General features: G+C 62.6%; 24 protein-coding genes and 2 pseudogenes. 8 read left to right on the top strand and 18 right to left on the bottom strand.

Annotated features, from left to right (window positions below; all coding sequences use genetic code 11):
* Positions 1–23 precede the first annotated feature (23 nt).
* The 5 genes from BUA69_RS05020 to BUA69_RS05000 all read right to left on the bottom strand — a co-directional run bounded on the left by BUA69_RS05020 (position 24) and on the right by BUA69_RS05000 (position 3,928).
* Positions 24–755 carry an amino acid ABC transporter ATP-binding protein gene (locus BUA69_RS05020; RefSeq protein ID WP_046135797.1) on the bottom strand — a complete coding sequence of 244 codons (732 nt, stop codon included), beginning with the start codon at positions 753–755 and terminating at the stop codon, positions 24–26.
* Positions 742–1,392 carry an amino acid ABC transporter permease gene (locus BUA69_RS05015; RefSeq protein ID WP_046135798.1) on the bottom strand — a complete coding sequence of 217 codons (651 nt, stop codon included), beginning with the start codon at positions 1,390–1,392 and terminating at the stop codon, positions 742–744. Before BUA69_RS05015 ends, BUA69_RS05020 begins: the two co-directional genes overlap by 14 nt.
* 11 nt (positions 1,393–1,403) lie before the next feature.
* Entirely contained in the window at positions 1,404–2,069 is a 666-nt protein-coding gene (locus tag BUA69_RS05010; RefSeq protein ID WP_244468778.1) for an amino acid ABC transporter permease, read from the bottom strand.
* Positions 2,070–2,098: 29 nt separating this feature from the next.
* Positions 2,099–3,352 carry an alanine racemase gene (locus BUA69_RS05005; RefSeq protein WP_052950615.1) on the bottom strand — a complete coding sequence of 418 codons (1,254 nt, stop codon included), beginning with the start codon at positions 3,350–3,352 and terminating at the stop codon, positions 2,099–2,101.
* A gap of 138 nt (positions 3,353–3,490) precedes the next feature.
* Positions 3,491–3,928, bottom strand: a complete 438-nt coding sequence (locus BUA69_RS05000) for an FKBP-type peptidyl-prolyl cis-trans isomerase (protein WP_046135800.1) — start codon at positions 3,926–3,928, stop codon at positions 3,491–3,493.
* Between the two features lie 310 nt (positions 3,929–4,238).
* Here BUA69_RS05000 and BUA69_RS04995 point away from each other — a divergent pair, with 310 nt between their 5' ends.
* Positions 4,239–4,862 (top strand): ankyrin repeat domain-containing protein, encoded by a 624-nt coding sequence (locus BUA69_RS04995; RefSeq protein ID WP_244468779.1) that lies wholly within the window; start codon positions 4,239–4,241, stop codon positions 4,860–4,862.
* A 112-nt stretch (positions 4,863–4,974) separates the two neighbouring features.
* On the opposite strand, the gene BUA69_RS04990 is transcribed toward BUA69_RS04995, so the two are convergent.
* Both BUA69_RS04990 and BUA69_RS04985 read right to left on the bottom strand, forming a co-directional pair.
* Complete coding sequence (locus tag BUA69_RS04990) at positions 4,975–6,294, bottom strand: PQQ-dependent sugar dehydrogenase (RefSeq protein ID WP_046135802.1); 1,320 nt, start codon at positions 6,292–6,294, stop codon at positions 4,975–4,977.
* A 95-nt stretch (positions 6,295–6,389) separates the two neighbouring features.
* Positions 6,390–7,490 (bottom strand): YihY/virulence factor BrkB family protein, encoded by a 1,101-nt coding sequence (locus BUA69_RS04985; protein WP_046135803.1) that lies wholly within the window; start codon positions 7,488–7,490, stop codon positions 6,390–6,392.
* 258 nt (positions 7,491–7,748) lie between these two features.
* Here BUA69_RS04985 and BUA69_RS04980 point away from each other — a divergent pair.
* Positions 7,749–7,931 (top strand): annotated as a pseudogene (locus tag BUA69_RS04980) (helix-turn-helix domain-containing protein); the annotation flags it as partial.
* 38 nt (positions 7,932–7,969) lie between these two features.
* On the opposite strand, the gene BUA69_RS04975 reads toward BUA69_RS04980, so the two are convergent.
* Positions 7,970–8,974, bottom strand: coding sequence for a sensor domain-containing diguanylate cyclase (locus tag BUA69_RS04975; protein WP_160300135.1), 1,005 nt, complete (start codon positions 8,972–8,974; stop codon positions 7,970–7,972).
* A gap of 223 nt (positions 8,975–9,197) precedes the next feature.
* A complete protein-coding gene (locus BUA69_RS04970) occupies positions 9,198–9,476 on the bottom strand; it encodes a hypothetical protein (protein ID WP_143154422.1) in 279 nt (92 codons plus the stop codon).
* Positions 9,477–9,630: 154 nt separating this feature from the next.
* On the opposite strand from BUA69_RS04970, the gene BUA69_RS04965 reads away from it, so the two are divergent.
* Positions 9,631–10,227, top strand: a complete 597-nt coding sequence (locus BUA69_RS04965; protein WP_046135804.1) for a 5'-methylthioadenosine/S-adenosylhomocysteine nucleosidase — start codon at positions 9,631–9,633, stop codon at positions 10,225–10,227.
* Here the strand turns inward: BUA69_RS04965 and BUA69_RS04960 are convergent.
* Entirely contained in the window at positions 10,216–10,539 is a 324-nt protein-coding gene (locus BUA69_RS04960) for a hypothetical protein (protein WP_046135805.1), read from the bottom strand. The two genes, BUA69_RS04965 and BUA69_RS04960, sit on opposite strands and share 12 nt — an antisense overlap.
* A gap of 146 nt (positions 10,540–10,685) precedes the next feature.
* Between BUA69_RS04960 and BUA69_RS04955 the strand changes: the two genes are divergently transcribed.
* Positions 10,686–11,033, top strand: a complete 348-nt coding sequence (locus tag BUA69_RS04955; RefSeq protein ID WP_046135806.1) for a hypothetical protein — start codon at positions 10,686–10,688, stop codon at positions 11,031–11,033.
* Positions 11,034–11,212: 179 nt separating this feature from the next.
* Positions 11,213–11,587, top strand: a pseudogene (locus BUA69_RS04950) (cell wall hydrolase); the annotation flags it as partial.
* Between the two features lie 41 nt (positions 11,588–11,628).
* On the opposite strand, the gene BUA69_RS04945 reads toward BUA69_RS04950, so the two are convergent.
* The gene (locus tag BUA69_RS04945; RefSeq protein WP_052950618.1) at positions 11,629–12,207 is read right to left on the bottom strand and encodes a DUF2076 domain-containing protein; all 579 of its coding nucleotides are present in this window, start codon (positions 12,205–12,207) and stop codon (positions 11,629–11,631) included.
* Positions 12,208–12,420: 213 nt separating this feature from the next.
* Between BUA69_RS04945 and BUA69_RS21145 the strand changes: the two genes are divergently transcribed.
* Positions 12,421–12,861 carry a hypothetical protein gene (locus tag BUA69_RS21145; RefSeq protein WP_052950619.1) on the top strand — a complete coding sequence of 147 codons (441 nt, stop codon included), beginning with the start codon at positions 12,421–12,423 and terminating at the stop codon, positions 12,859–12,861.
* Between the two features lie 48 nt (positions 12,862–12,909).
* Here the strand turns inward: BUA69_RS21145 and BUA69_RS04930 are convergent, their stop codons facing one another.
* The 3 genes from BUA69_RS04930 to BUA69_RS04920 form a co-directional block, all read right to left on the bottom strand.
* Positions 12,910–13,182 (bottom strand): EscU/YscU/HrcU family type III secretion system export apparatus switch protein, encoded by a 273-nt coding sequence (locus BUA69_RS04930; RefSeq protein ID WP_046135808.1) that lies wholly within the window; start codon positions 13,180–13,182, stop codon positions 12,910–12,912.
* A complete protein-coding gene (gene fliK, locus BUA69_RS20710; protein WP_160300136.1) occupies positions 13,179–14,795 on the bottom strand; it encodes a flagellar hook-length control protein FliK in 1,617 nt (538 codons plus the stop codon). The genes BUA69_RS04930 and fliK overlap by 4 nt, the downstream gene beginning before the upstream one ends.
* A 78-nt stretch (positions 14,796–14,873) precedes the next feature.
* Positions 14,874–15,617: a glycosyltransferase family 2 protein gene (locus BUA69_RS04920; RefSeq protein WP_046135810.1), complete on the bottom strand. Its 744-nt coding sequence runs from the start codon at positions 15,615–15,617 to the stop codon at positions 14,874–14,876.
* A gap of 228 nt (positions 15,618–15,845) precedes the next feature.
* Here BUA69_RS04920 and BUA69_RS04915 point away from each other — a divergent pair, with 228 nt between their 5' ends.
* Complete coding sequence (locus BUA69_RS04915) at positions 15,846–16,628, top strand: FecR family protein (RefSeq protein ID WP_052950620.1); 783 nt, start codon at positions 15,846–15,848, stop codon at positions 16,626–16,628.
* Between the two features lie 6 nt (positions 16,629–16,634).
* On the opposite strand, the gene BUA69_RS04910 is transcribed toward BUA69_RS04915, so the two are convergent.
* Positions 16,635–17,138, bottom strand: coding sequence for a DUF1993 domain-containing protein (locus BUA69_RS04910; protein WP_046135811.1), 504 nt, complete (start codon positions 17,136–17,138; stop codon positions 16,635–16,637).
* Between the two features lie 107 nt (positions 17,139–17,245).
* On the opposite strand from BUA69_RS04910, the gene BUA69_RS04905 reads away from it, so the two are divergent.
* Complete coding sequence (locus tag BUA69_RS04905) at positions 17,246–18,052, top strand: ion channel (protein ID WP_046135812.1); 807 nt, start codon at positions 17,246–17,248, stop codon at positions 18,050–18,052.
* A 4-nt stretch (positions 18,053–18,056) separates the two neighbouring features.
* Here the strand turns inward: BUA69_RS04905 and BUA69_RS04900 are convergent, their stop codons facing one another.
* The 3 genes from BUA69_RS04900 to BUA69_RS04890 are packed head-to-tail and all read right to left on the bottom strand — an operon-like array spanning position 18,057 to position 21,407.
* Positions 18,057–20,765 (bottom strand): sensor histidine kinase, encoded by a 2,709-nt coding sequence (locus tag BUA69_RS04900; RefSeq protein WP_046135813.1) that lies wholly within the window; start codon positions 20,763–20,765, stop codon positions 18,057–18,059.
* Positions 20,765–21,040 carry a hypothetical protein gene (locus BUA69_RS04895; RefSeq protein ID WP_046135814.1) on the bottom strand — a complete coding sequence of 92 codons (276 nt, stop codon included), beginning with the start codon at positions 21,038–21,040 and terminating at the stop codon, positions 20,765–20,767. The genes BUA69_RS04900 and BUA69_RS04895 overlap by 1 nt, the downstream gene beginning before the upstream one ends.
* Positions 21,027–21,407, bottom strand: a complete 381-nt coding sequence (locus BUA69_RS04890) for a response regulator transcription factor (protein WP_046135815.1) — start codon at positions 21,405–21,407, stop codon at positions 21,027–21,029. The genes BUA69_RS04895 and BUA69_RS04890 overlap by 14 nt, the downstream gene beginning before the upstream one ends.
* Positions 21,408–21,415 lie beyond the last annotated feature (8 nt).

Genomic DNA, 21,415 nt, shown 5'->3' with positions numbered 1-21,415 from the left:
CTCTTCCTTTGCGTAAATCGACCTCAGCGGGTCGAGCTGATGAAGTTCTGAAGTTCAGGGGTCGCGGGATTGGCGAAGAGCTCGGCCGGAGGCCCCTGCTCGTGCACCTTGCCGGCATGCATGAAGACAATCTTGGACGCGACATTGCGGGCAAAGCCCATTTCGTGGGTGACCAGGATCATGGTCATGCCCTGGCGCGCCAGGTCTTCCATCACCTTGAGCACTTCGCCCACGAGTTCGGGATCGAGCGCCGACGTCACTTCGTCGAACAGCATCAGGTCCGGCGACATCGCCAGGCACCGGGCAATCGCCACGCGCTGCTGCTGCCCGCCCGACAATTGCTCGGGATAGGCGTCGATCTTTTCCGCCAGGCCAACCTGGGTCAGCACCTTGAGCGCCAGTTCCCGGGCCGCAGCGCCCTTCTGCACCCGGCCAGCCAGGATCGGCGCCAGCGTGATGTTCCGCTCCACGCTCATATGCGGGAACAGGTTGAACTGCTGGAACACGATGCCGACATGCTGGCGCAGCTTGCGCAGGTCGGTCGACTTGGCGTGAACCACCTGCTCGCCGATGCGGATCTCGCCGCTGTCGATCTGCTCGAGACCATTGATGCAGCGCAGCAGGGTCGACTTGCCCGAACCGCTCCGGCCGATGATCGTGACGATCTCGCCCTTTTCGACCTCGATCGTGACGCCCTTGAGAACCTCGAGTTCGCCGAAGGTCTTGCGGACATTATTGATTTCAACGAGCGCCATTGAGCTTGTTCTCCAGAGAGCGGGACCAGTGCGTCAACGGGAAGCAGATCGCGAAATAGATCGCGGCGACGCAGGCGTAGGACATAAGGGGCTGGAAGGTGGCGGCGCTGGCCAACTGCCCGGCGCGCGCCAGTTCGACGAAGCCGACCACCGAGGCCAGCGAGGTGTTCTTGATCAGCTGCACCAGGAAGCCGACCGTGGCTGGCAGGGCAATCTTGAAAGCCTGCGGGGCCACGACATAGCGGAAGCCCTGCCATTTGGTGAGGCCAAGGCAGGCCGCAGCCTCGGACTGGGCGGTGTGTACCGCCTGGATGCCGCCGCGCCAAATTTCCCCGAGGAACGCCGCAGCGAAAATCGAGAACACCACGCCGACAGAAACCAGCGCCGGCATCTGGACACCCAGAAACATCGGCATGCCGAAATAGAAGAACATCAGCATGGCCAGCAGCGGCACGCCCTGCACGATTTGCAGGATGCACAACGCGATCAGGTTAAGCACCTTGTTGCTGCTGGTGCGCATCTGCGCCAGCAAGAGGCCCAGCGGTGCGCCAAAGATCAGGGCGATGACCACCAGGGCAGCTGTCCACTGCACAGCCCACAGCATTGTCAGAACGTCAAAAATTCCAAACTCACGCATTCCTGCTCTCCTTAGCGTCGGGTCGGCCAGCGGAACGCGATCCGCTCGAAGCCGGAGAACAGGAGGCGCAGCGACAGCACCATGACGAAGTAGATGGCGCAGACCACCGCGTAGACTTCAAAACTGCGGAAGGTGCGGCTTTCAACGAATGCGGCGGTGTGGAACAGCTCCTCGGCGGAAACCTGCGATGCCAGTGAACTACCAAGCAACACCAGGATGATCTGGCTGGTCAGCGACGGGTAAATATTGCGCAGCGCCGGCGGCAGGATAACGTGACGGAACACCTGGAACTTGCTCAGCCCCAGGCACTGTCCGGCCTCGATCTGGCTCTTGGGAATGGATGCAAGGCCACTGCGGAAAATCTCGACCGCATAGGCACCCATATAGATCGAAAGCGCCACCGCTGCCGCATAGAACGGCGGAAACCGCAGTCCGGCATAGGGCAGCACGAAGAAGATCAGGAAGATCTGGATCAGCGCCGGAGTATTGCGGATCAGTTCGACATAGGTCGCGATCGCAATCCGTACTGGCGCAAAACGACTGCGCGACAGGCTGGCGCCGGCCAGGCCGATGGCCAACCCGAACACCGTCGCGATCAACGTGAGGGTCAGCGTCATCTGGATGCCGTGCAGGAATTCGTCCTGATAGCGCCAGAGCTGGTTGAAGTTGAGTTGCAAGATGATGGCCCTTGTTCAGTGCGAGGCGGTTAGCCGAAATGGGTCGGATAAGCCGCAACGATGGCGCCATCGGGATTGCGCCCGAACAGGATACGCCAGCGGTCAAAGCAGGTGCATGGATGGGAGATTCCGAAGGCAATCACGTCGCCAACGGCAATATCGCTCTGCGGATCGACCCGCAGGAAAGCGTGCTGGTCGTTGAGCTTGGTGACTTGACCGGGACGCTCCGCGATCTCGGCACCGTCGCGGTAAAGCGCCAGGGGCAATGGCAGGTCCTGGTCAGACGCCACATCGCGCATCCCCAACCCGCAGATCACCAAACCGGGTTCCGGGCGCGACAGCACCTCGGCCCAGACTTTGACCGCCGGCACGAATGCCTCGCTGGCCACCAATCCCGTCACCGGTGCAAAGCCAAATCGCATATCCAGAGCGGACAGCGCCCGCTGATAAACCCCGTGGTCATGAAAGTAGATTGCGCCGCTGCGCAGCACGAATTCGGCATTGCCGTCGGCCTTGAGTGCCGGCAGAAGGTCCTCAAGCACCAGATCGAAGAACGAAGAACCGCCCGCTGTCAGGATCAATGGCACATCCGGCGCGGCGGCACGCACGGCGGCAAAGGCGTCCAGCGCCAATCGGTCGAGATCGGCAATCGCCTTGCGGGTGGCGGCAGCATCGGCCTGCGCCACAGCACCCTCATAGGTAGCGACGCCCGCCAGGCTAACCAGCGCAAGGCTGGCGGCATGAGCAATGATGGCAGACACAGCGTCGAGATCGCGCGCGCCAGCCCGGCCCCGGCCCACCTCGACCAGCACCGGCAGGGTCCAGCCCGCAACGGCAGCAGCTTCGTCCACCGCATCAAGGCTGGCGATGGAGTCGACGAAGAACATGAGTTCGGCATCAGGATGGCGCTTGAGCAGCGCCCCGAAATGTCGCCCGGCAGCGCGCCCACCAATCTGGTTGGCAATCAGCAGCCGCTGGAAACCGGCATCGAGCAGAACAGAAGCCTGCTGCAGGTTCGCCACCGACAGACCCCAGGCACCGCGATCAATCAGGCGCTGGCTCAACTCAGGCGACATCGGCGTCTTGGCATGCGGCGCCAAGGACACGCCCAGCGCCTTGGCATAGCCAAACATCACATCGGCGTTGCGGTCGAAAGCCGCCTCGTCAATGGTCAATACCGGCAACGGCATCGATCCATCTTCGGGCCGCAATCCCGCCAGCAAGTCCGTCGTATCGCCGCCGGAAACCCGGCCAGCCAAACCCCGATAGAAACCGTTCAGCACGCTTCAGCACCTTGTCCGATGACAACGTTAACAGTTCCGGTCTACGGAATGATGTTAACGTTGTCAATCACAGACATCAGGTTGTGAACGGCATCCTTTTGGGCCATTCCTGCGCTGCAGGAATGGCCGGTTTGTCGGCTAGGCGGCTTTGACCACTTCAACCAGTTCAACGTCGAAGACCAGGTCCTGCCCGGCCAGCGGATGATTGGCATCCACCTTGACGCTGGTCTCGTCGAGCTCAACCACCGTGATCGGCATCAACCCGCCATCGGCGGTGCGTGCCTGCAATTGGGTGCCCACCCGCACGTCGATACCGCTCGGTACCTTGGCGCGGTCCAGCTTCTGGACGGCCTCGGGACGATGCGGGCCGTACGCCTGATCGCAGGGAATGGTGACGGTGCTCTTGTCACCCTCTGCCATCCCGGCAACGTGCGCTTCGAGCCCCTTGATCACCTGGCCCAGGCCGAGCGTGAACTCCAACGGCTCCTTGCCGGTCGAGGAGTCGAACTGGGTGCCATTGGTCAGGCGGCCAGTATAATTGATGCGGACAACGTCACCCATTTTGGCTTCGGTCATGGCTGTTTCCTTCTGAGATTGCGGGCGCAACAATGCTGCCCAATCTGGAGGCCGCGCGCAGGGCGCACACGACAGCGATGCCACAATGTAGGGATTTTGACCGCGATTGAAACCGCTTGCGGCAATTTAGCCCGCCGCACCCTACCCCATATGGCCGCTTTGGGCGGATTCAGTCGTTCAATTTCGCGCGGGTCATCTGGCCCAATGCGACGCGGTGTGGTCAGCTCAGGGATCACAAAAGGGGCGTAGAATGCGCAAGCTGATGGCTTTGAAGCCGACCGCTCTGGCGGCATTTTTGGGAGTGTCTGCAATGATTGCTGGTTCCGGCCCGAGCCTCGCCCAGGCGTCGACCCCGCTGACAATCGCCGCCACAAATGGCGATATCACAGCTCTCGAGCAGGCCATTGCAGCCGGCACTCCGCTCGAATCCCGCGATTCCAGACAGCGTACCGCCCTGATGCTGGCCGTGCAGAACCGCGATATCGAAGCCGCCCGCCGGCTGATCGAGGCAGGCGCCGACGTCAATGCCAGGGATGATATCGAAGACACGCCCTATCTGCTCGCCGGTGCCAGCGGGCAAATCGAAATCCTCCGCCTGACTCTGGCCCATGGCGCCGATCTCGCAAGCACCAACCGCTATGGCGGCACGGCCCTCATCCCCGCCTCCGAGCATGGCTATGTCGAAACTGTCGAGGCACTGATCGCCGCCGGTATCAACGTGGACCACGTCAACCGCCTTGGCTGGACGGCCTTGCTCGAGGCCGTGCTCCTCGGTAACGGCGGCCCCGATCAGGTCACCACGGTGCAGCGCCTGATCGCCGCCGGCGCCAATCTCAACCTTGCCGATCTTGACGGCGTCACGCCCCTCCAGCACGCCAATGCGCGGGGCTATGTGGAAATCGCCCGGGTGTTGGAACAAGCCGGCGCGCAATAGCCGCAACGGCAGGTCGGGGTAGCGGGGGCTTCGCATTCATCTGCGCATCATGCGGACCTCGCCAGCCGTAGGCGGGCGGCCACTTGCCTGAGCAAGTGACCGCCTGGACTCTTTAGCGGCCGGCAGCGCCTGTAACGCGCCAGACAGCGTCGCCAACGTCGTCCACCAGCAGCAGGCTGCCGTCCTTGGCGATGGTCACGCCAACCGGGCGGCCATAGGAGGTCTTTTCATCGGGTGCCAGGAAGTCCGTCAGCAGTTCGATAGGCGCGCCTTCCGGACGGCCATTTACGAAAGGAACGAGGATCATCTTGTAACCGCTGAGAATGCTACGGTTCCAGGAACCATGCTGACCAATGACCATGCCTTGCGGCATGCCCGGCAATGTCCCTTCCGGCAACCAGCACAGACCCAAAGATGCGGTATGACCACCCAGCGCATAGTCGGGTGTCAGCGCCTTGGCCACCATTGCCGGATCCTGCGGCACGCGATCGTCGACAGTCTTGCCCCAATAGGAATAGGGCCAGCCATAAAAACCGCCATCCTGGACCGAAGTCAGGTAGTCGGGCGGAGTTTCGTCGCCGAGGCCGTCCCGTTCATTGACCACGGTCCAAAGCGAGCCAGTGGTTGGCTCCCACGCCATCCCAACCGGGTTGCGCAGGCCCGAGGCAAACACCCGGCGTTCATTGGTTTCGAGATCGAGTTCAAGAATGGCGGCCCGATCCTGCTCCAATTCGATACCACCCTCGGCAATATTGCCGATGGAACCGACGCCGATATAGAGCTTGCGACCATCCTTGCTGGCGATGAGATTGCGCGTCCAGTGGCCGCCTGGCTTCAGGTCGGTTAGCTTGCGGCCGGGTGCCGTGATGCGGGTCTGGCCCTCGACATAGGGAAATGCCACCACGCTGTCGGTATTGCCGACATAGAACGTGTCTCCCACCAGCGCCATGCCGAAGGGCTGGCTCAAGTTCTCCAGGAAAACCTCGCGCACTTCCGGCACGCCATCGCCATCGGCGTCACGCAGCAGCGTGATGCGGTTGGCACTCTCACGCTGCGCGCCAGCACGGCGCATCACCCGGTTCATGGCATAGTCCATGAATCCTGTGACCTTGCTCGGCAGCGTCGAGGATTCGGCAATCAGCACGTCGCCGTTTGGCAGCACATAGGCCCAGCGCGGATGCTTGAGCCCCATCGCAAAGGCGGTGACCGCCAGCCCAGGGGCTGCGGTCGGCTTCTGTCCAGGCGCCCAGCCCGTGGCTGTCGGCATCTTCAGCGTCGGTATCTTGCCCTGCGGATGGGCGTCAGGAATGGTCGGGTTTGGCCCAAAGACCGGAGTCTTCGGCGGACCGGCATGTCGTCGGCCGATAGTGAAATACCACACTCCCCCAGCAAGCAGCGCTGCCAGGACGGGAAGGATGAGGAAGCCGGTCATTGAATTCTCCGAAAGGCAGTCGCGGCAAAGTGGTGCAACGATTCATCGGCGTTAGTTGTGCTGGAAGTCAGCGCGCGGCGCAACTGCATGACTGGCTAACGATCCCTGCCCCGCTGCACGATGCTCAGGACAATTACCGAAGCCATGGTCAATGCAATCATGCCCAACGAGACTGGATCGCGCTCCGGCCGCGTCACCGTCCGTAGCCGCCGGCGATCGGGCGGCCAGACGCGGCCAACGCTGTCGGCCATGTAGGCACCGCGCTCACCCAAAGGCAGCTCCGGTCCGGTCGTTGAATCCTGCGCCGTCTGATGTTCGATTTCCGAATTCAGCTGTGCCCCAATGATCACCAGCGTCACCGAAATCCAGATCCAGGTCAGAAAGCCGATCAACGCACCGAGCGAACCATAGGCCGCGCCATAATCGGTGAAGTTGGCCAGGTACCAGGAGAACAGAAAAGACGCCACGCCAAGCAGCACCACCGCCACAAAGGCACCCGGCGTAATCCAGTGCCACTTGGCTTTCTCCCGGCTTGGCCCCCAGCGGTAGAGGGCGCAAATCCCGACCAGCAGGACCAGCAACATGGCCCCATAGCTCGAGACGCGAACCAGCCACTCAAAGCTGCCCTCGGCGGCAAACAGATCCAGCAAGAGCGGCACCACCACCACCGTCGACACGACTAGCAGCGCCGCAATTGCGCCCGCAAACGTGAAAAGAAGCGCCAGGGCATGGACAACAAAGAACTGCCGCTTCTCTTGCTCCTGATAGGCAATATTCATCGCTTCAAACATCGCCCGGATGCCGGCACCGGCACTCCAGAAGGCGATCGCCAGCGAGGTGATCAGCGTCAGTCCAAGCGCTTCGTTCCCCTGGCTGGCCAATCGGAGCAATTGTTCGCGGATGATATCGAGCCCGCCGGGCGGCACGATGCCGACCAGCAGATCGACATGGTCGATGACGTTGGCCCGGTCGTTAAACAGACCATAGATCGAGATGAACGCATTGAGCGTCGGCACCAGCGCCAACAGGAAGTAAAACGTGACACCGGCTGCTGTCAGCAGGATGCGATCCCGCATGATGCTCATGAACACCCGGTAGAAGATGTCTTTCCATCCCGGGACCGGAATTTCGATCGGTGATCTGGCCTCCCGTCCCCGCCCGATTTGCCGGCTGAGCTCAGCGGTCGCCTTATCCATCGTCGCCCCTCACGTCCCAATCGCTGCAAGCAAAAGCAAGCCTGACGCAATTTTGTTCCTGAAAATGCTCGTGATTTTGACTTTGGCACGGTTCTTCGGCGCCGCAACTGCGAAGATGACGCCAAATTCGTACAGATACATACGGAATTAAGGAGTCGTTAACCCTAAAGGGCCACCCTTACCCTGTGTTCTGAGCAATCTATGGGGGCTCAGAAAGAAGGTAACATGTACCACCCTGCGCCTGCCGCTTCTGCCGCTGAGGCCCTTGTCGGGCTACCTGTCGCGGAGGTCGAGCGAGACTTGATCCTGGCTACGCTGCGACAAACCGAAGGCAATCGCACTCACGCCGCGGACATCCTGGGCATTTCGATCAGGACCTTGCGGAACAAGCTGCGGGACTACGCCAAGACCGGGAGCGCCATCCCACCGGCAGGCCACTGACAATGCAGCCGTGTCGCGGCGGGGATTCTTGATCCGGCCTAGTACTGACCCGTACGGGTTTCCGGCGCCGTGTAGTTTGCGCTCCAGGCGCAAATCCGGTCCCGTCCTTCGGCCTTGGCATTGTACAGCGCCTGATCGGCCCGCGACACCAGCTCCCTGGACCAACGCAGGTCGCTATGGGCCCGATAGGTAGCCGCACCGACGCTTGCAGTCACTCGCCCGGTACCGCTGCCACCATGAACCAGATTGCGTTCCAGAAGTGCTCTCCTGAACGCCTCCGCGACCTTGATCGCCCCCGCCTCGTCCATATCGGGCAGTACCGCAACAAACTCCTCGCCGCCATAGCGGGCCACGAAGTCCGCCGGGCGCGTCAGCACACGCTTGAGGCTCGCACCAACCGCCCTTAGGCAGGTATCGCCGGCCGGATGCCCGTAGAGGTCATTGAAGGCCTTGAACCAGTCGATATCGATGATCAGCAGACTGAGCGGCGAGTTGTTGCGCCGGCTTCGCGCGAGTTCGGTATCGAGCGCATGGTCGAAGGCGCGACGATTCATCAGCCCCGTGAGACCGTCGGTACTTGCAAGGACCTTGAGTTGCTCGGTGAGGATCAGCAGTTCGGCTTCGTCCCGCTTGATCTTGGTCATGTCGGACACCACCACCATCGAGGTGCCATCGTCAGTTGGCCGGGTGCGGATATGCAGCCAGTGCCCATCGAACAGATGCACTTCTTCCTCCCCCATTACGTGCAGGGAGGCCGCTATCTCATCGACCCAGCAGGCTGCATTGGCCCCTGTGCCGGCTCCCAGTTGCTCGCCGCTGGCCACGACGGCTTCGAGGATGTCGCGAAACGCGGCGCCCGGAACCCGCAGATGTGCCGTTCGCGGAAAGAATGACAGATACTGCTCGTTGCAGAAGATCAGGCGCCCTTCGGCGTCGAACATCGCCAGGCCGTCAGCCATATAGGCAAGTGCGCGCGCCAGGCGTTTCTGGCTGTCACGAAGTTGGTTTTCCAGCCGCCGCTGATCGGCAATTCGCGCGGGCACCAGATGATCCCGCAGCCAGTCGCGAGCCCGTCTCCACGAGGTGGCAAGTGCCTCCGCATGGACCAGTTCAGCCAGTCGGCTCCCCCGGCGACCCACCATCATCCTGCTTCCGCACAGCGCGTGCTGTCAGTGACGCTCAGTATCAGTCTGGCAGCGCGCCAATAACGATGTCTTACTTTTACGCGTCAATACTTCGCTATCGCGGTGATGATGGCATGGCCCTTTATTCGCCCCAATAGGTCGGCCAATAAAGATCATCGTCAAAATCAGCCGGGATTGGCGATAGGCAGCAAATGGCCTGCGCGGCAAAATTGACCTGCAGTTCGAAGTGCTTGATGTCAGCGGGCACGGCAATGCCGGTAATGAACTCGCGGGCCCGCCATTCCTGCACCCTGCAAATGCGCAACCGGCGCTGGGCTTCGGCCTCGACGTCTTCGATTCTCACATGGTCCGAGGCCCGCCCGGCACGCCCCTGCCCGCCGTCAATAACCGCCAAGCGCACGATAACCACCCTGGTCCATCGCTGCCAGCCTCATCGCCCGCAGCCGATGGCACCATTCTGTCAGGGCTCCGTTACGGAACCGGTAACGCTATTGCCACGCGAGACCAGCACCCAGTCGATTGCGCCCGCCAACGGTCGTGATAGAAGACCGGCGATGTCCATTCTCTATGTCATGGCCGCCGAGGCCGAATACGGCCCTCACCTGCGCGCCCGGATACAGCCCCTGATGACCGGTATCGGGCCGGTCGAGGCGGCTGTCGCCCTGACCCATGCCCTGACACTGGCCGAGATACAGGGAAACCTGCCCAGCCATGTCGTCTCGCTCGGGTCCGCAGGCTCGCGCAGCTTGCAACAGTGCGGGGTCTATCAGGCAATCTCGGTGTCGTATCGCGACATGGACGCATCGGCTATCGGTTTTGCGAAGGGACAAACGCCCCTACTCGACTTGCCGATTGAGGTGGCACTGACACCACCGATCACCGGGCTGGCCGCCGCGCGATTGTCGACCGGCGCCAACGTGGTCTCAGGCGCTGCCTATGACGGCATCGACGCAGACATGGTGGATATGGAGACTTTTGCCTTGCTGCGGGCCTGCCAGAAGTTTGGCATTCCCCTTATCGCCCTCCGCGGCATTTCCGATGGAGCCGACGAGCTCGCCCATATTGGCGATTGGACGCAATACCTGCACATCATCGACAAAAGGCTTGCCGACGCGGTTGCCCTTGTCGAAATGCAGCTGCTAACGCCCTGATTTCTTGTCCCGGCGCGCACGCCGCCATGTGGACCACTTACGGGTGCCACGAACGATCGCGTGATTGACTGGCCCCTGCAGAATGATCAGGTCCAACGCCAGCAGCAACATGCCCAGCGGCAGCATCCATATGCCCAGAACCGGCAGGAAGCTGAATATGCCCCCCAGGATCAGCAGGATTGCCAAGGGAATCCGCAGCAGACGGGCTTGCGGCTGACGCAGGCGCTCCAGCAGACGTGCGGCAGAGTCGGGAATGCGCCGCTGCAGACGGTCGAACTGTCGATTGAGCCGAGCATTGCTTTTTCCGCGCATCAAATCGCCTCCGCTAAGACACCTATTTGGGGACTTGTGCCTCTACATCCAAGGGCTGCCCTGCGCAATTCACTCCGAAGGGCCCAAATGGGAACCATTGATCACGAAATGGAGTTTGACTGGAACCAACCTCGGAGCGCAAAAGCATGGCCATCGCATCCAAACGTACAATTCGACAGATCGAGAACGCTGGCGAAGACGCTGTCGACGCCCTCAGCCAACAGATTGCTGCCCTGCGCAGTGAACTGGCTACACTTGCAGACGCGGTCAACGATTACGGCGGTGGCGCGCTCGTGGATATCCGCCACGACGCCGGCGAGCTGGTTAAGCAGGTCCGCCATCAGGGCGTGGTCGCAGCGCGCGAGATCAGCAAGCAAGCTCATGTGGCCGGCAAGGTCGTGCGCGACAATCCCGTGCCACTCATCGTCACTTTGGGGACTATTGCCCTGGTGTCCGCGCTGATTTTCACCGCCGACCAGCGACTGCGCCATTAGCAATGGATTAACCTTCCGGCTCAGACCTTCCTTAAGCCTGTTCGGTCATCTTCGGTTAGGTAAGCACCCTGCGCCCGGTGCCGGAGATGGCCTTTATGCTAAACCTGTCCAAAGCAATCTTGCGCGCAGCAGCGCTTGCAGTAACGGCCACAAGTCTGGGCGGCTGCAGCTTTTTCGGCATGAACTTCGGCATGGCCCAGCTGTCCGAAAAGGAATGCATGATGCGCGCCATGTATTTCGAGTCCAACCGTTCCAGCGCCGAAGGCATGCTCGCCGTGGGTACCGTGGTGATGAACCGGGTTGGCGATTCCCGCTATCCCCAGTCGGTCTGCGGCGTCGTGGGGCAGAAAAATCAATTCGCCCAGGGCGTGCTCAGCCGCAAGATGACCGATTCCGGCGCCGTGCTGGCGGCACAGATGGCCGACCAGGTCCTTTCCGGCTCCCGGCATGCTGGCGTGCAGGGCGCCCAGCACTTCCACACGGCTGGCCTGCGCTTCCCTTATAACAACATGCATTATGTGCTCGAAGCGGGCGGCAACGAGTTCTACGAAAAATACTGAGCGAAGCGGCGGCAGCCTGTCGGGGCCCCGCAGCGCTAGAATTCACCGCCGATATCGAATCCCCCAAAATCATCGCCGCCCGCATCGCCTTCGCCCGCATCGATCGGAGCCTCGACCGGCTTTTCGACTGCATGGGCGTCGCCTGACAGCATGCTGGCAATGGCGCTACCCAGCAGGACGCCACCGGTTACCCCCAGCGCAGTCTGCGCCGCCCCAGCCAGGAACCCGCCACTCGAACTCTGCCGATCCGCGTCGTCGCGATACTCGCTCCCCCGGTTCCACGGCCCCCTTGGCGCGGCCTGGGATGAGGCCTGACCGTGGGGCTGCATCCGCGCTGTTTCATTGCCGCCCCAAAGACCGCCCAGCAATCCACTAGTCGCCGGCCGACGCGCTGCCGCGGCCTCCAGATCGGCAATGCGCTGTTCAGCCATGCGCAACGCGTGTTCCTGCACAAGGATGGTCTGCGCCATGTAATATGGTGCGGCGGGAGTCTCCTGGAGACGCTCACGGACAAGCGCCTCGGCCTCGATATCGCGTGGACCACTGCGTCCGGCGACATCGGCAAGACGGTCGAAGAGGCCCTCGATGGCAATGCGGTCTTGAGGGTTCAGCAAGGTGACTCTCCCGAGGTCGTTGAACTCTCCTCGAGAGATGGGAAGGCAGGACGACCCGTGCAATGGTGCCGGACACTCGACATAGGAATTCATGCCGATCAGACCAATCACGCCGCCGTGAAAATGCCGTGATCGGGACAAATCTTTGCCCGCATTGGTGGGGTATCGGAAGGCAGCGGATCGGTTAACGATCCGAAACCACAGGATAAATTCATGAACGCCAAGTTCCTCCTGCCACTCGCTGCCGTGTCGATGTTCGCCCTTGCCGCTTGCAGCGATCCGCAGGCCCCTGCTGCTCCCGCAGCGCCGACCACCACCGAAGCGCCGGCTGCTCCTGCTGCTCCGGCCGCTCCTGCTGCTGCTCCTGCGGCGCCTGAAGCTAGCCCTGCAGCTCCCGCGGCTGCGCCCGCCGCACCTGCCGCAATGGCGCCGATGGCCCCCGCTGGCGGCGCCATGATGTCGCCTGAACAGGCAATGCAGGCTATCCAGAACCAGGCCGCCACCATGACTGACGCAGAAAAGGCCGAGACCATCGCAGCCGCCCGCAAGGCTGCTGAAGAGGCAGGCAAGGCCCAGGGCCTGACCGCTGACCAGATCAAGCAGGCAGCCGACATGGCTGAAGCAACCACCAAGCAGATGCTTGGCGTTCAGTAAGCTACAGCCGAACTGCGATCACAGCCCCGCTGCAGCAATGCGGCGGGGCTATTTCTTTGTGCCCACGCCCAAAACAAAGCCGATGACCACGGCAACGGTCTCATAGAGCTCGATGGGGATCGAATCATCGATCTCCACGCCACTGAGCGCGGAGGCGAGTACCGGATTGGCTTCGATGACGATGCCATTTTCCTCGGCCAGCGCCACAATGCGGTCGGCGACCAGGCCCCTGCCCTTGGCCACCACCTTGGGTGCCTCGCGGCTCCCCTTCTCATAGTGCAGCGCCACCGCCAGTGCACGGTCCTTGGGGGCATCGCTCATGTGCGGGCATCCACAAAATGCCCGGCAGCTGGGGCTTTGGCCGGGGCTGGTGGCTCACCATGTCGACAAAAAACTGTTCCGGGGCGCAGGCCGATATTGGTCAGTGACCGGGTGAGCTCGGGCAGCGCCGCTTCGATGGCGGCCACCGTTTCGGGTTCGGCTGCCCAGAGCATGACCCCGCTGCTTGTCCCCCTTAGACTAACCTGCGCGCCAACCGCGCCAAGTGCCGGTATATCCAGCGCAAAGCGCAGCTGCCAGCCCCGTTCGCCCTCGGCTTCGTCCCCGTTTTTGGCATCGCGGTGGATCTGCAACTGCATGAGCGTCTGGTGCGTGCCGATCATCACCGGCAGGTCCGTCGACCAGTCGGCTGCGCCTCGGCCGGTGGGATCGGGCAGCGACGCGTTCTGGTGCAAACGGATGCGTGACAACGCCGATTCTGTGCGTTCCAGCAATGACTTACCGACTTCCTCCGGCGCCTGGGCCGGGTCGAGCGGCGGTGTTTCGATGCCGCGGCCACGCGGAATGCTGCCGCGAACGGGGGGCGCGATGCCGGAAACCGGGGTCACCGGCGCGGTCGGTCCGAGCCATTTTGTCAAGGTATTACGGAGGGTTAGCAGCGCGGTCTTCATGTCGGCGGCGGGCAAGGTGCCGGGAGCCAGGCGCGTCAGCGCAGCTTCCTGGAAGATGCCGGAGCCAAGGACGGCTTTCTGCAGGGTGGCGCCGGTGAGATTGGGGCCGGTTATCGGCAAACGCAGGGCCTGCACCTGTTGGGCGGCGCGGATAACTGGTTCTGGCAACACCACTTTTCCGGCGATGGCGGTCAACGCCGTGGTCAGGCTGGTGATGCTATCCTGGCGTTGAACCGAGGCTTGCACCATCTGCGTCAGCGCCGCCTGAGGGGTCGTCGGCTGCGGCAATGGGGTGGTCACGGGCGCCGTTGGCGCCGGCGCAGATGAACCAGCAGGCTGCATTGCTGCTGGCGATGCTTGCGGCATGCTGGCGATTGCTGGCGCTTTGCTGGCAATTGCTGACTGTGCTGCCCCAGATGGCTGGGAGGGCGTGTGGTGCACTGGGGTCCCCACTGCCGGCATGCCCGGCGCGGTCGATAGTCCCGCGGTCGACGGAACCGGCGGAACACCACTTGTCCCCGTCGCGGCCGCTGCCACGGCACCGGGGATCAGTGGCGCCGACGGGGTGGCGGCAAGGGTCTGCCCGGCAATGGCGGGTGCGGGCGAGGCGGCGGCCGGGAGCACCGGTGCACTTGCTGCCGGTGCAGTCGGAGGCGGCGTCGCGGCCTGTGCCAACAGGCTGCCAGCGGGCAAGGACGGTGGCGGCAAGGCGACATTGACGACGGGCTTGCCCCCCTGCTGCAACAAGGCCAGCTGCAGTTGCGGCGTTGTCGCCTGCACCTGCAATTGCATGGTGGTCCCCACCTCCAGCAGCAGCGGCAGCTGCAGGGTGACGATCTGGCGGCCGATCTGGACCTGGGTGCCGCCGTTCTGGCCGGGACCGAGCACCCTGGCTTCGAGCATCTGCCCGGTCTGCAGCGACAGCGCCTGCAGTCCATTGCGGGCCGCCTGCACCGTCAGGGGTAATTGCGAAGGAATCGACATCGCCCAACCATGCCGCACCATGCGGCCGGCTCACACTAGCCGATTACCGGCCGATCGAAAGCCGGAAACACGAAGGCCTCAATCGGGCCGGATATCGGTATAGTCCTTGGTGGCCGGCTTGCCGCGGAAGGTGACCCAGAAGAAGTTCAGCGTGTAGGTGCCGGCGGTCTTGAACACGCCTTCCTTCTCCAGACGACGGCCCGAGGTCATCATCTTGAGGGCAAAGGTCCATTTGACCCCGCCGATCCTGGAGAGGCGCACGGCCACGTCGGTGTCTTCGCCAAAGAACTGGATGGAGCGGTCATAGCCGCCGACCGAAGCCCAGGCGGCGCGCTTGAACACGAAATTGCCGCCCTGCACCACCGAGCCAACGCGCAGCACAAAGCGGTTGAGGATATAGATCAGATAGGTCAGCCAATAGAAGGCGCCGACCATGATGCGGTTCCACAGGCTCATGTCGTAATAGACATAGGGGCCGCTGAGGCAGACCAGCTTGGGATCCTTGTTGAACTCGCGGAATACCGTATCGAGCCAACCGGCGGGAACGATGGTGTCGCTGTCGATATTGGCGATCAATTCATAACCCTCGGACGCGGCAAAGCCGGCATCGCGGGCATTGACCAGCCCCTTTTTGGGTTCATCGACGACACGAACGGTCGGGAAGCTGCGGGCGATCTCGCCGGTGCTGTCGGTCGAGGCATTATTGACCACGATGATATCGGCATCCGCGCCGGAGCGCTCGATTTCGCGCACCACGGATTCGAGGCATTTGCCGATCAGCGCCTCTTCGTTATAGGCGGGGATGACGAAGGCAAGTTTCATTGCAGCCTCTGAGATAGCGCGGCGGCCCGGAGGCTGCGTTTTCCTGCCCATATCCCGCCGCAGCGCGAACAGCAACACAAGTCGCCGGTTTTCCGCCGCTTTGGCCGTGCCGCCACGCCCAACTCTTGATGTGAATGACCTCCCGCCGGAACGGTCATTCTGCTAGTGTCGACAAACAACGACTGACGTTCATCTCGGGTTCACGGGCAATTGGTGAGAGATAGAGGCATGAACAAGCGTAGCACAATTGGGATATTCCTTACCCTCGTCTTGACCACGTTTTGCCTGCCCGCCTTCGCAGCGAATGAAGGCATGGCGGTCGGCGTAAACCCGGACGCGCTGGCGCACGGCTCGGGCGGCAACCGCACCCTGGTGGTCGGCGCCGATATCTCGGTCGGCGAGCGCGTGGTCACCGGGCGGGCGGGACAGGTGCAGATCATCTTTGCCGACCAGACCAGGCTGGTAGTTGGCCCCGGCAGCGATCTGCTGATCGAGGCCTATCTCATGCGCAATAGCGGCGCGGCCGACCGGCTGGCGATCAACGCCTTTGCCGGCACCTTCCGCTTCATCAGCGGCAATAGCCCGAAATCGGCCTATCAGATCCGTACGCCCACCGCGGCCATTGCCGTGCGCGGGACCAAGTTCGATTTCATCGTCACCCCGCGCGATACCAGGGTGATGCTCTATGAAGGCGCACTCACGATGTGTGGCGGCCGGCAGAATTGTGTCGATCTGGACAATCGGTGTGAAATTGGGGTCGTTTCGGCCAGCGCCAAGGCGCACTATCAGCGCGCCAATCCCGAGCGTGCACCGCGCAGTCAGGAATTCCGCTATGCGCGGTTCCAGCGTTCACTGCTGCCCGATTTCCGTATCAGCGGTGTCGGCACTTGCATCGACACCGCTGAACCTGCGGGTGAATCGTCGGGTGGCTCGAATTCAGGCGATACCGGCAGGGGCACGCGGCCCACACCGCCAACGACCGGACCGACCGCGCCGGGCCAGACGCCCTAGGCCGGCTTAGCCGCCGATGAAATCACGCTTGCCGACCGGAACGCCATTGTGGCGCAGGATGGCGTAAGCCGTGGTGACGTGGAAGTAGAAGTTCGGCATGGCAATGCCCAGCAGATAGGCCTGCCCCGGCTGCACGATGTCATGGCCACCCAGCTTGAGCGTGATCGGGCGCTCCTCGGAGCCGTCGATCTCGGCCGGGGTCACCTCGGCCAGCAGCGCCAGAGCCTTGCGAATGCGGGCGCGCAGGTCATCCAGCGTGACCTCTTCATCCGCCCAGGACGGCACCGGCTTGCCTGCGAGACGCGAGAGACTGCCCTTCACATGGTCGGTGGCGATCTGGACCTGCTTGGTCAGCGGCAGCATATCCGGGGCCAGGCGCGAAGCCAGCAGCACGGCGACGTCGAACTTGCGCTCCGCCGCATAGGCTTCGGCCTTGTCCAGAATGTTCAGGAGGTTATTGAGCTGGCGCGTATAAACGGGCACCGAGACGCCGTACATTGAAAGGGACATTGCGTAAGAGACCTTGATTGTCATTCGCCGAATGGCGAGTGTGTTTGTGCGCTGGACCTGTTTGCCGACACGGCCCTTGGGCGGTGCGCAGGAGCAGCCGAGTACATATGGTAGACAGGGACGAACCAAAAAAGGGGGCGAGCAGCGGGTTCGCCCGGTTTCGATCAACCTTGCGGCTGCTTTATCACAGCCAATCGCCGAAGGCCCTGCGGTTTCAGTTCTCGGTGCTGGTCGTCGACCTGGCGATCATCGCCTTTTTCATCGCGACGCCGCTGCTGCGCGACAATCCGACCTTCCTGTGGATCGACTATTCAATCGCCGCCGTCCTTGCCATCGACATCACCGCGCGCGCTCTGGCCTCGACCGACATCTGGCGCTGGTTGCGGCAACTGCCGGTTATCGTCGACATCTTCATCCTGCTGACGCTGCTGGCGCCGGCCTGGATCTTCAATCTGGGCTTTCTGCGAATCCTGCGGCTGTGGACACTGTCGCGCAGTTCAGTCGTCTGGCGGCCGCTGCGCAAGCGCGGGCTCGACGGCTACAAGGACACAATCCAGGCAGTGATCAACCTGCTGGTGTTCCTCTTCGTGGTGACCGGCTTCGTCTATACCGCCTTTGCCGGCCGCGACACCGGCATTACCGGCTATGTCGATGCGCTGTATTTTACCGTGGCGACGGTTACCACCACCGGCTTTGGCGACGTCACCCTGCCCGGCACCTGGGGCAAGCTGGCCTCGATCGTCATCATGATCATCGGCATCTCGCTGTTCGTGCGGCTGGCGCAGTCGATCTTCCGGCCCAACAAGGTGCAGTTTCCCTGCCCGCAATGCGGCCTGCAAAAGCACGATCCCGATGCGGTCCACTGCAAGGCGTGCGGGCATATTCTGAACATCCCCGATGCCGGCGACCACTGAGAGACTATGACCGAACGACGTTCAGCCTGACCCGGAAACAGGCGCCCGCCAACGGGCCGGGCACCAGTTCCAGCGAGCCGTTCATGCGCGCCACGATCTGCCGGCTGATCGCCAGACCGAGCCCGGCGCCGCTCTGATCACCATTTGCGCCGCGCAGCCCGCGCGAGAATTTCTCGAAGATCAACTTGCGCTCGCCCTTGGCAATGCCCGGACCATTATCAGCAATATCAACGATGTAGGAGCCTGACCGCACAATCGAGGTGATCCGCATGACCGGCTCTTCGGCCGTGTTGTACTTCACCGCATTGGAAATCAGGTTGATGAACACCTGGCAGAGCCGGTCGGCCTCGCCATTGACCATGGTGGGGCGCGCCCGCTGGCCCAGTTCCAGCGTCATGCCGCGCTGACGCACCAGCGCATCGCAGACTGCGATGGCCCGGTCGAGCGCAGCCTCTGCATCGGTCGGCGCATTCTCCCAGGCCCGCTCACCGCGCTCCAGCGCGCTGAGATCGAGGATTTCATCCAGCAACTTGGTCAGCCGCAGGCTTTCGCCATGGATGGTGCGGACAAAGCGCTGGCGCTGCCATTCATCGAGGTCGCCCTGCTCCATCAGGATTTCCGAGAATGACCGGATCGAGGTCATCGGCGTGCGCACTTCGTGGCTCACCTGAGAGAGGAACTCGTCCTTCTGGCTATCGAGCTCGCGCAATTGGGCATTGGCATCCTCGAGCTTTCGCGCCGTGGTGCGAAGCTCGGCCGAGGTTTTCTCCAATTGCTGAGAATATTCAATCACCTGCTGGGTTTCGTCGGCCATCTGCATCACCTCTTCCAACGAGACGTGACCGCCTGACACCACCTTGGCCAGCATGACGTGCGCCGATGCCGCGCCAATCGATCCGGCAAGCTCACGCTCCAGCCGGCCGATGAAGTCGGGAGATGGGTCCAGCATTGCCGGATCGACGCCGACCTCACGCGCCTCCACTTCGAACAACAGGGCGGCCCGGCGCTCACCCAGCACGCGTTCGGCCACGAAGAACAGGTCATTGGCCGTCGCCGAGCCGCGCATGAAATTGCCCTGCGCCACCGGGCCACGCCGGAACACATCGACGAACACGCTGGCCTGGATGCGCTCCAGCGCCGACTGGCTGGTGAACAGCGACGCCACGATCAGGATGAAGACATTGAGCGTCAGGCTCCAGAACACCGCATGGGTCAATGGATCCAACCCATCAAGCCCGAACATTGCCTCGGGCCGCAGCCATGAAATCCCCCATGGCCCGTCGACCAACAGCCGCGCCACTGCCGGCGACACTGACTCGAACGAGGGCAGGAAACTGCACCAGAACCAGACGATAAAGCCCACGGCAATGGCCAGTGTGGCGGCCCGCAGCGAGGCATCGCGCCAGAACAGCGCCGCGATCACCGCCGGGAAGAATTGCGCAATGGCGGCGAAGGAAATCAGCCCGATCGGGGCCAGGGCATCGGAGTCCCGGGTGAAGAAGAAGTAGAAGAAGCCCAGCGACAGGATCAGCACGATCGAGAACCGCCGCGCTACCAGCACCATGCTGGTCACCCCCTGACCGTCGCTGCGCTGCTGCCCGGCGGTCAGGCGCAGCACGATGGGCATGACGATATGGTTGGAAACCATGATCGAGAGCGCGATGGATTCCAGGATGATCATCGAGGTGGCGGAGGAAAATCCGCCGATGAAGGCGAACAGCGCCAACCCGTCCTGCCCGGCCGCCATGGGCAGGGTCAGCGCGAACATGTCGGGATTTGATCCCGCCGGCATGGTGGTGAGCCCGAACAGCGCAATCGGCAGGATGAACAGGCTCATCAGCATCATATAGGCCGGGAAGGCCCAGCCGGCGACGCGAAGGTGATCCTCGTTGGAATTCTCCACCACGGTCACCTGAAACTGCCGCGGCAGGCAGATGATGGCGCAGATGGAGAGGATCATCGTGGTCACCCAGCGGTCACCGAAGCTGTCGCTGGCCTGGACCGCGAAGCCCATTTCGGCAGCGCGGCTGAAGATCGTCTCGAAGCCGCCCCCGATATAAACGACGAACACCCCGACGGCGACCAGCGCGGTCAGCTTGACCACCGCCTCGAAGGCAATGGCCGCCACCACGCCATGATGCTGCTCCTTGGCGTCGATATGGCGGGTGCCGAACAGGATGGTGAACAGCGCCATGCCGGCGGCGACCCCGAAGGCGAGACCCACATCATCGATGCCGGTCAGGCTGCCGCGACCGACTTCGGAGGCGCCGGCAACGGCCTGGATCGAGGAGGTCACCGCCTTGAGCTGCAGGGCGATATAGGGCGCGATGCCGATAACGGCGATGCAGGTGACCAGCACGGCCAGCCGGTTGGACTTGCCGAAGCGCGACGACAACAGATCGGCCACCGAGGTGATGCGCTGGTTATGACTGATCCGCACCAGCCGGCGCAGTACGAACCACCAGCCGACGAAAACGATGGTCGGGCCGAGATAGATGGTCAGGAATTCCAGCCCGCTGCGGGCGGCATTGCCCACCGCGCCATAAAAGGTCCAGCTGGTGCAATAGACCGAGATCGACAGGGTATAGACCGCCGGAGAATGCAGGAAGGAGCGCTTGTTGGTGCGGGCGCGCCGATCCCCCAGATAGGCCAGCACGAACAGCAGCCCGACATAGGCAACGGCGGTGGCGATGACGAAATCGGCCGAGAGCATCAGCTATCGCCCTCCGTGCTGTCGTCAGTGTCGTCACTGGCCTCACTGCCATCGCTGCGCGGCATGAAGTGGGTCAGCACTGCGGTGCCGATGATCAGCAGCACCCACACCAGGAAAAGATAAATAACTATCTGGGGCACGCCGAAATGGCTGATGGGTTGGTTGAAGATATAGACCAGCGGCGGCACCAGCAGCAGCGCACCGAATCCGGTCAGCACCAGCATGCCGCTGGCGAGTTTGCGGGGCTCGGGCGCGCGGGCTTTAGCGCGGGGCATCTTCGCCCAGCAGGCGCCGGACTGCGCCCACCACCTCGGCATTGGCATAGGGCTTGGTGACGAAACCATCGGCGCCCAGTTCCTCGGCGATGCGCCGGTCCTGCTGCTGGCCCTTGGCCGTCAGGATGAGCACCGGCGTTTCGCGCAGGCCGGCATCCGCACGGATGGACTTGAGCACTTCGAAGCCACTGCGCTTGGGCAGCATCACATCGAGCACGACAATGCGCGGCCGCAGGCGGCGCACGCCATCGAGCGCTGCATCGCCATCGGTGACCGAGCTGATGCTCCAGCCGGCCCGTCGCAGGATGAAATCGAGCGATTCAAGAATGCTCGGCTCATCCTCGGCAATCAGGATATCTACTGCCAAATTCCCCC

Source organism: Devosia limi DSM 17137, from assembly GCF_900128975.1.
Taxonomy (GTDB): Bacteria; Pseudomonadota; Alphaproteobacteria; order Rhizobiales; family Devosiaceae; genus Devosia; species Devosia limi.
This window is presented reverse-complemented; position numbering and strand designations above follow the sequence as displayed.

Bases quoted from the DNA above. Each gene is read 5' to 3' on its own strand.
- BUA69_RS05020 (WP_046135797.1), bottom strand. From the start codon at position 755: ATGGCGCTCGTTGAAATCAATAATGTCCGCAAGACCTTCGGCGAACTC.
- BUA69_RS05015 (WP_046135798.1), bottom strand. From the start codon at position 1,392: ATGCGTGAGTTTGGAATTTTTGACGTTCTGACAATGCTGTGGGCTGTG.
- BUA69_RS05000 (WP_046135800.1), bottom strand. From the start codon at position 3,928: ATGACCGAAGCCAAAATGGGTGACGTTGTCCGCATCAATTATACTGGC.
- BUA69_RS04995 (WP_244468779.1), top strand. From the start codon at position 4,239: ATGATTGCTGGTTCCGGCCCGAGCCTCGCCCAGGCGTCGACCCCGCTG.
- BUA69_RS04990 (WP_046135802.1), bottom strand. From the start codon at position 6,294: ATGACCGGCTTCCTCATCCTTCCCGTCCTGGCAGCGCTGCTTGCTGGG.
- BUA69_RS04985 (WP_046135803.1), bottom strand. From the start codon at position 7,490: ATGGATAAGGCGACCGCTGAGCTCAGCCGGCAAATCGGGCGGGGACGG.
- BUA69_RS04965 (WP_046135804.1), top strand. From the start codon at position 9,631: ATGTCCATTCTCTATGTCATGGCCGCCGAGGCCGAATACGGCCCTCAC.
- BUA69_RS04960 (WP_046135805.1), bottom strand. From the start codon at position 10,539: ATGCGCGGAAAAAGCAATGCTCGGCTCAATCGACAGTTCGACCGTCTG.
- BUA69_RS04955 (WP_046135806.1), top strand. From the start codon at position 10,686: ATGGCCATCGCATCCAAACGTACAATTCGACAGATCGAGAACGCTGGC.
- BUA69_RS21145 (WP_052950619.1), top strand. From the start codon at position 12,421: ATGAACGCCAAGTTCCTCCTGCCACTCGCTGCCGTGTCGATGTTCGCC.
- BUA69_RS04930 (WP_046135808.1), bottom strand. From the start codon at position 13,182: ATGAGCGATGCCCCCAAGGACCGTGCACTGGCGGTGGCGCTGCACTAT.
- fliK (WP_160300136.1), bottom strand. From the start codon at position 14,795: ATGTCGATTCCTTCGCAATTACCCCTGACGGTGCAGGCGGCCCGCAAT.
- BUA69_RS04920 (WP_046135810.1), bottom strand. From the start codon at position 15,617: ATGAAACTTGCCTTCGTCATCCCCGCCTATAACGAAGAGGCGCTGATC.
- BUA69_RS04915 (WP_052950620.1), top strand. From the start codon at position 15,846: ATGAACAAGCGTAGCACAATTGGGATATTCCTTACCCTCGTCTTGACC.
- BUA69_RS04910 (WP_046135811.1), bottom strand. From the start codon at position 17,138: ATGTCCCTTTCAATGTACGGCGTCTCGGTGCCCGTTTATACGCGCCAG.
- BUA69_RS04905 (WP_046135812.1), top strand. From the start codon at position 17,246: ATGGTAGACAGGGACGAACCAAAAAAGGGGGCGAGCAGCGGGTTCGCC.
- BUA69_RS04900 (WP_046135813.1), bottom strand. From the start codon at position 20,765: ATGCTCTCGGCCGATTTCGTCATCGCCACCGCCGTTGCCTATGTCGGG.
- BUA69_RS04895 (WP_046135814.1), bottom strand. From the start codon at position 21,040: ATGCCCCGCGCTAAAGCCCGCGCGCCCGAGCCCCGCAAACTCGCCAGC.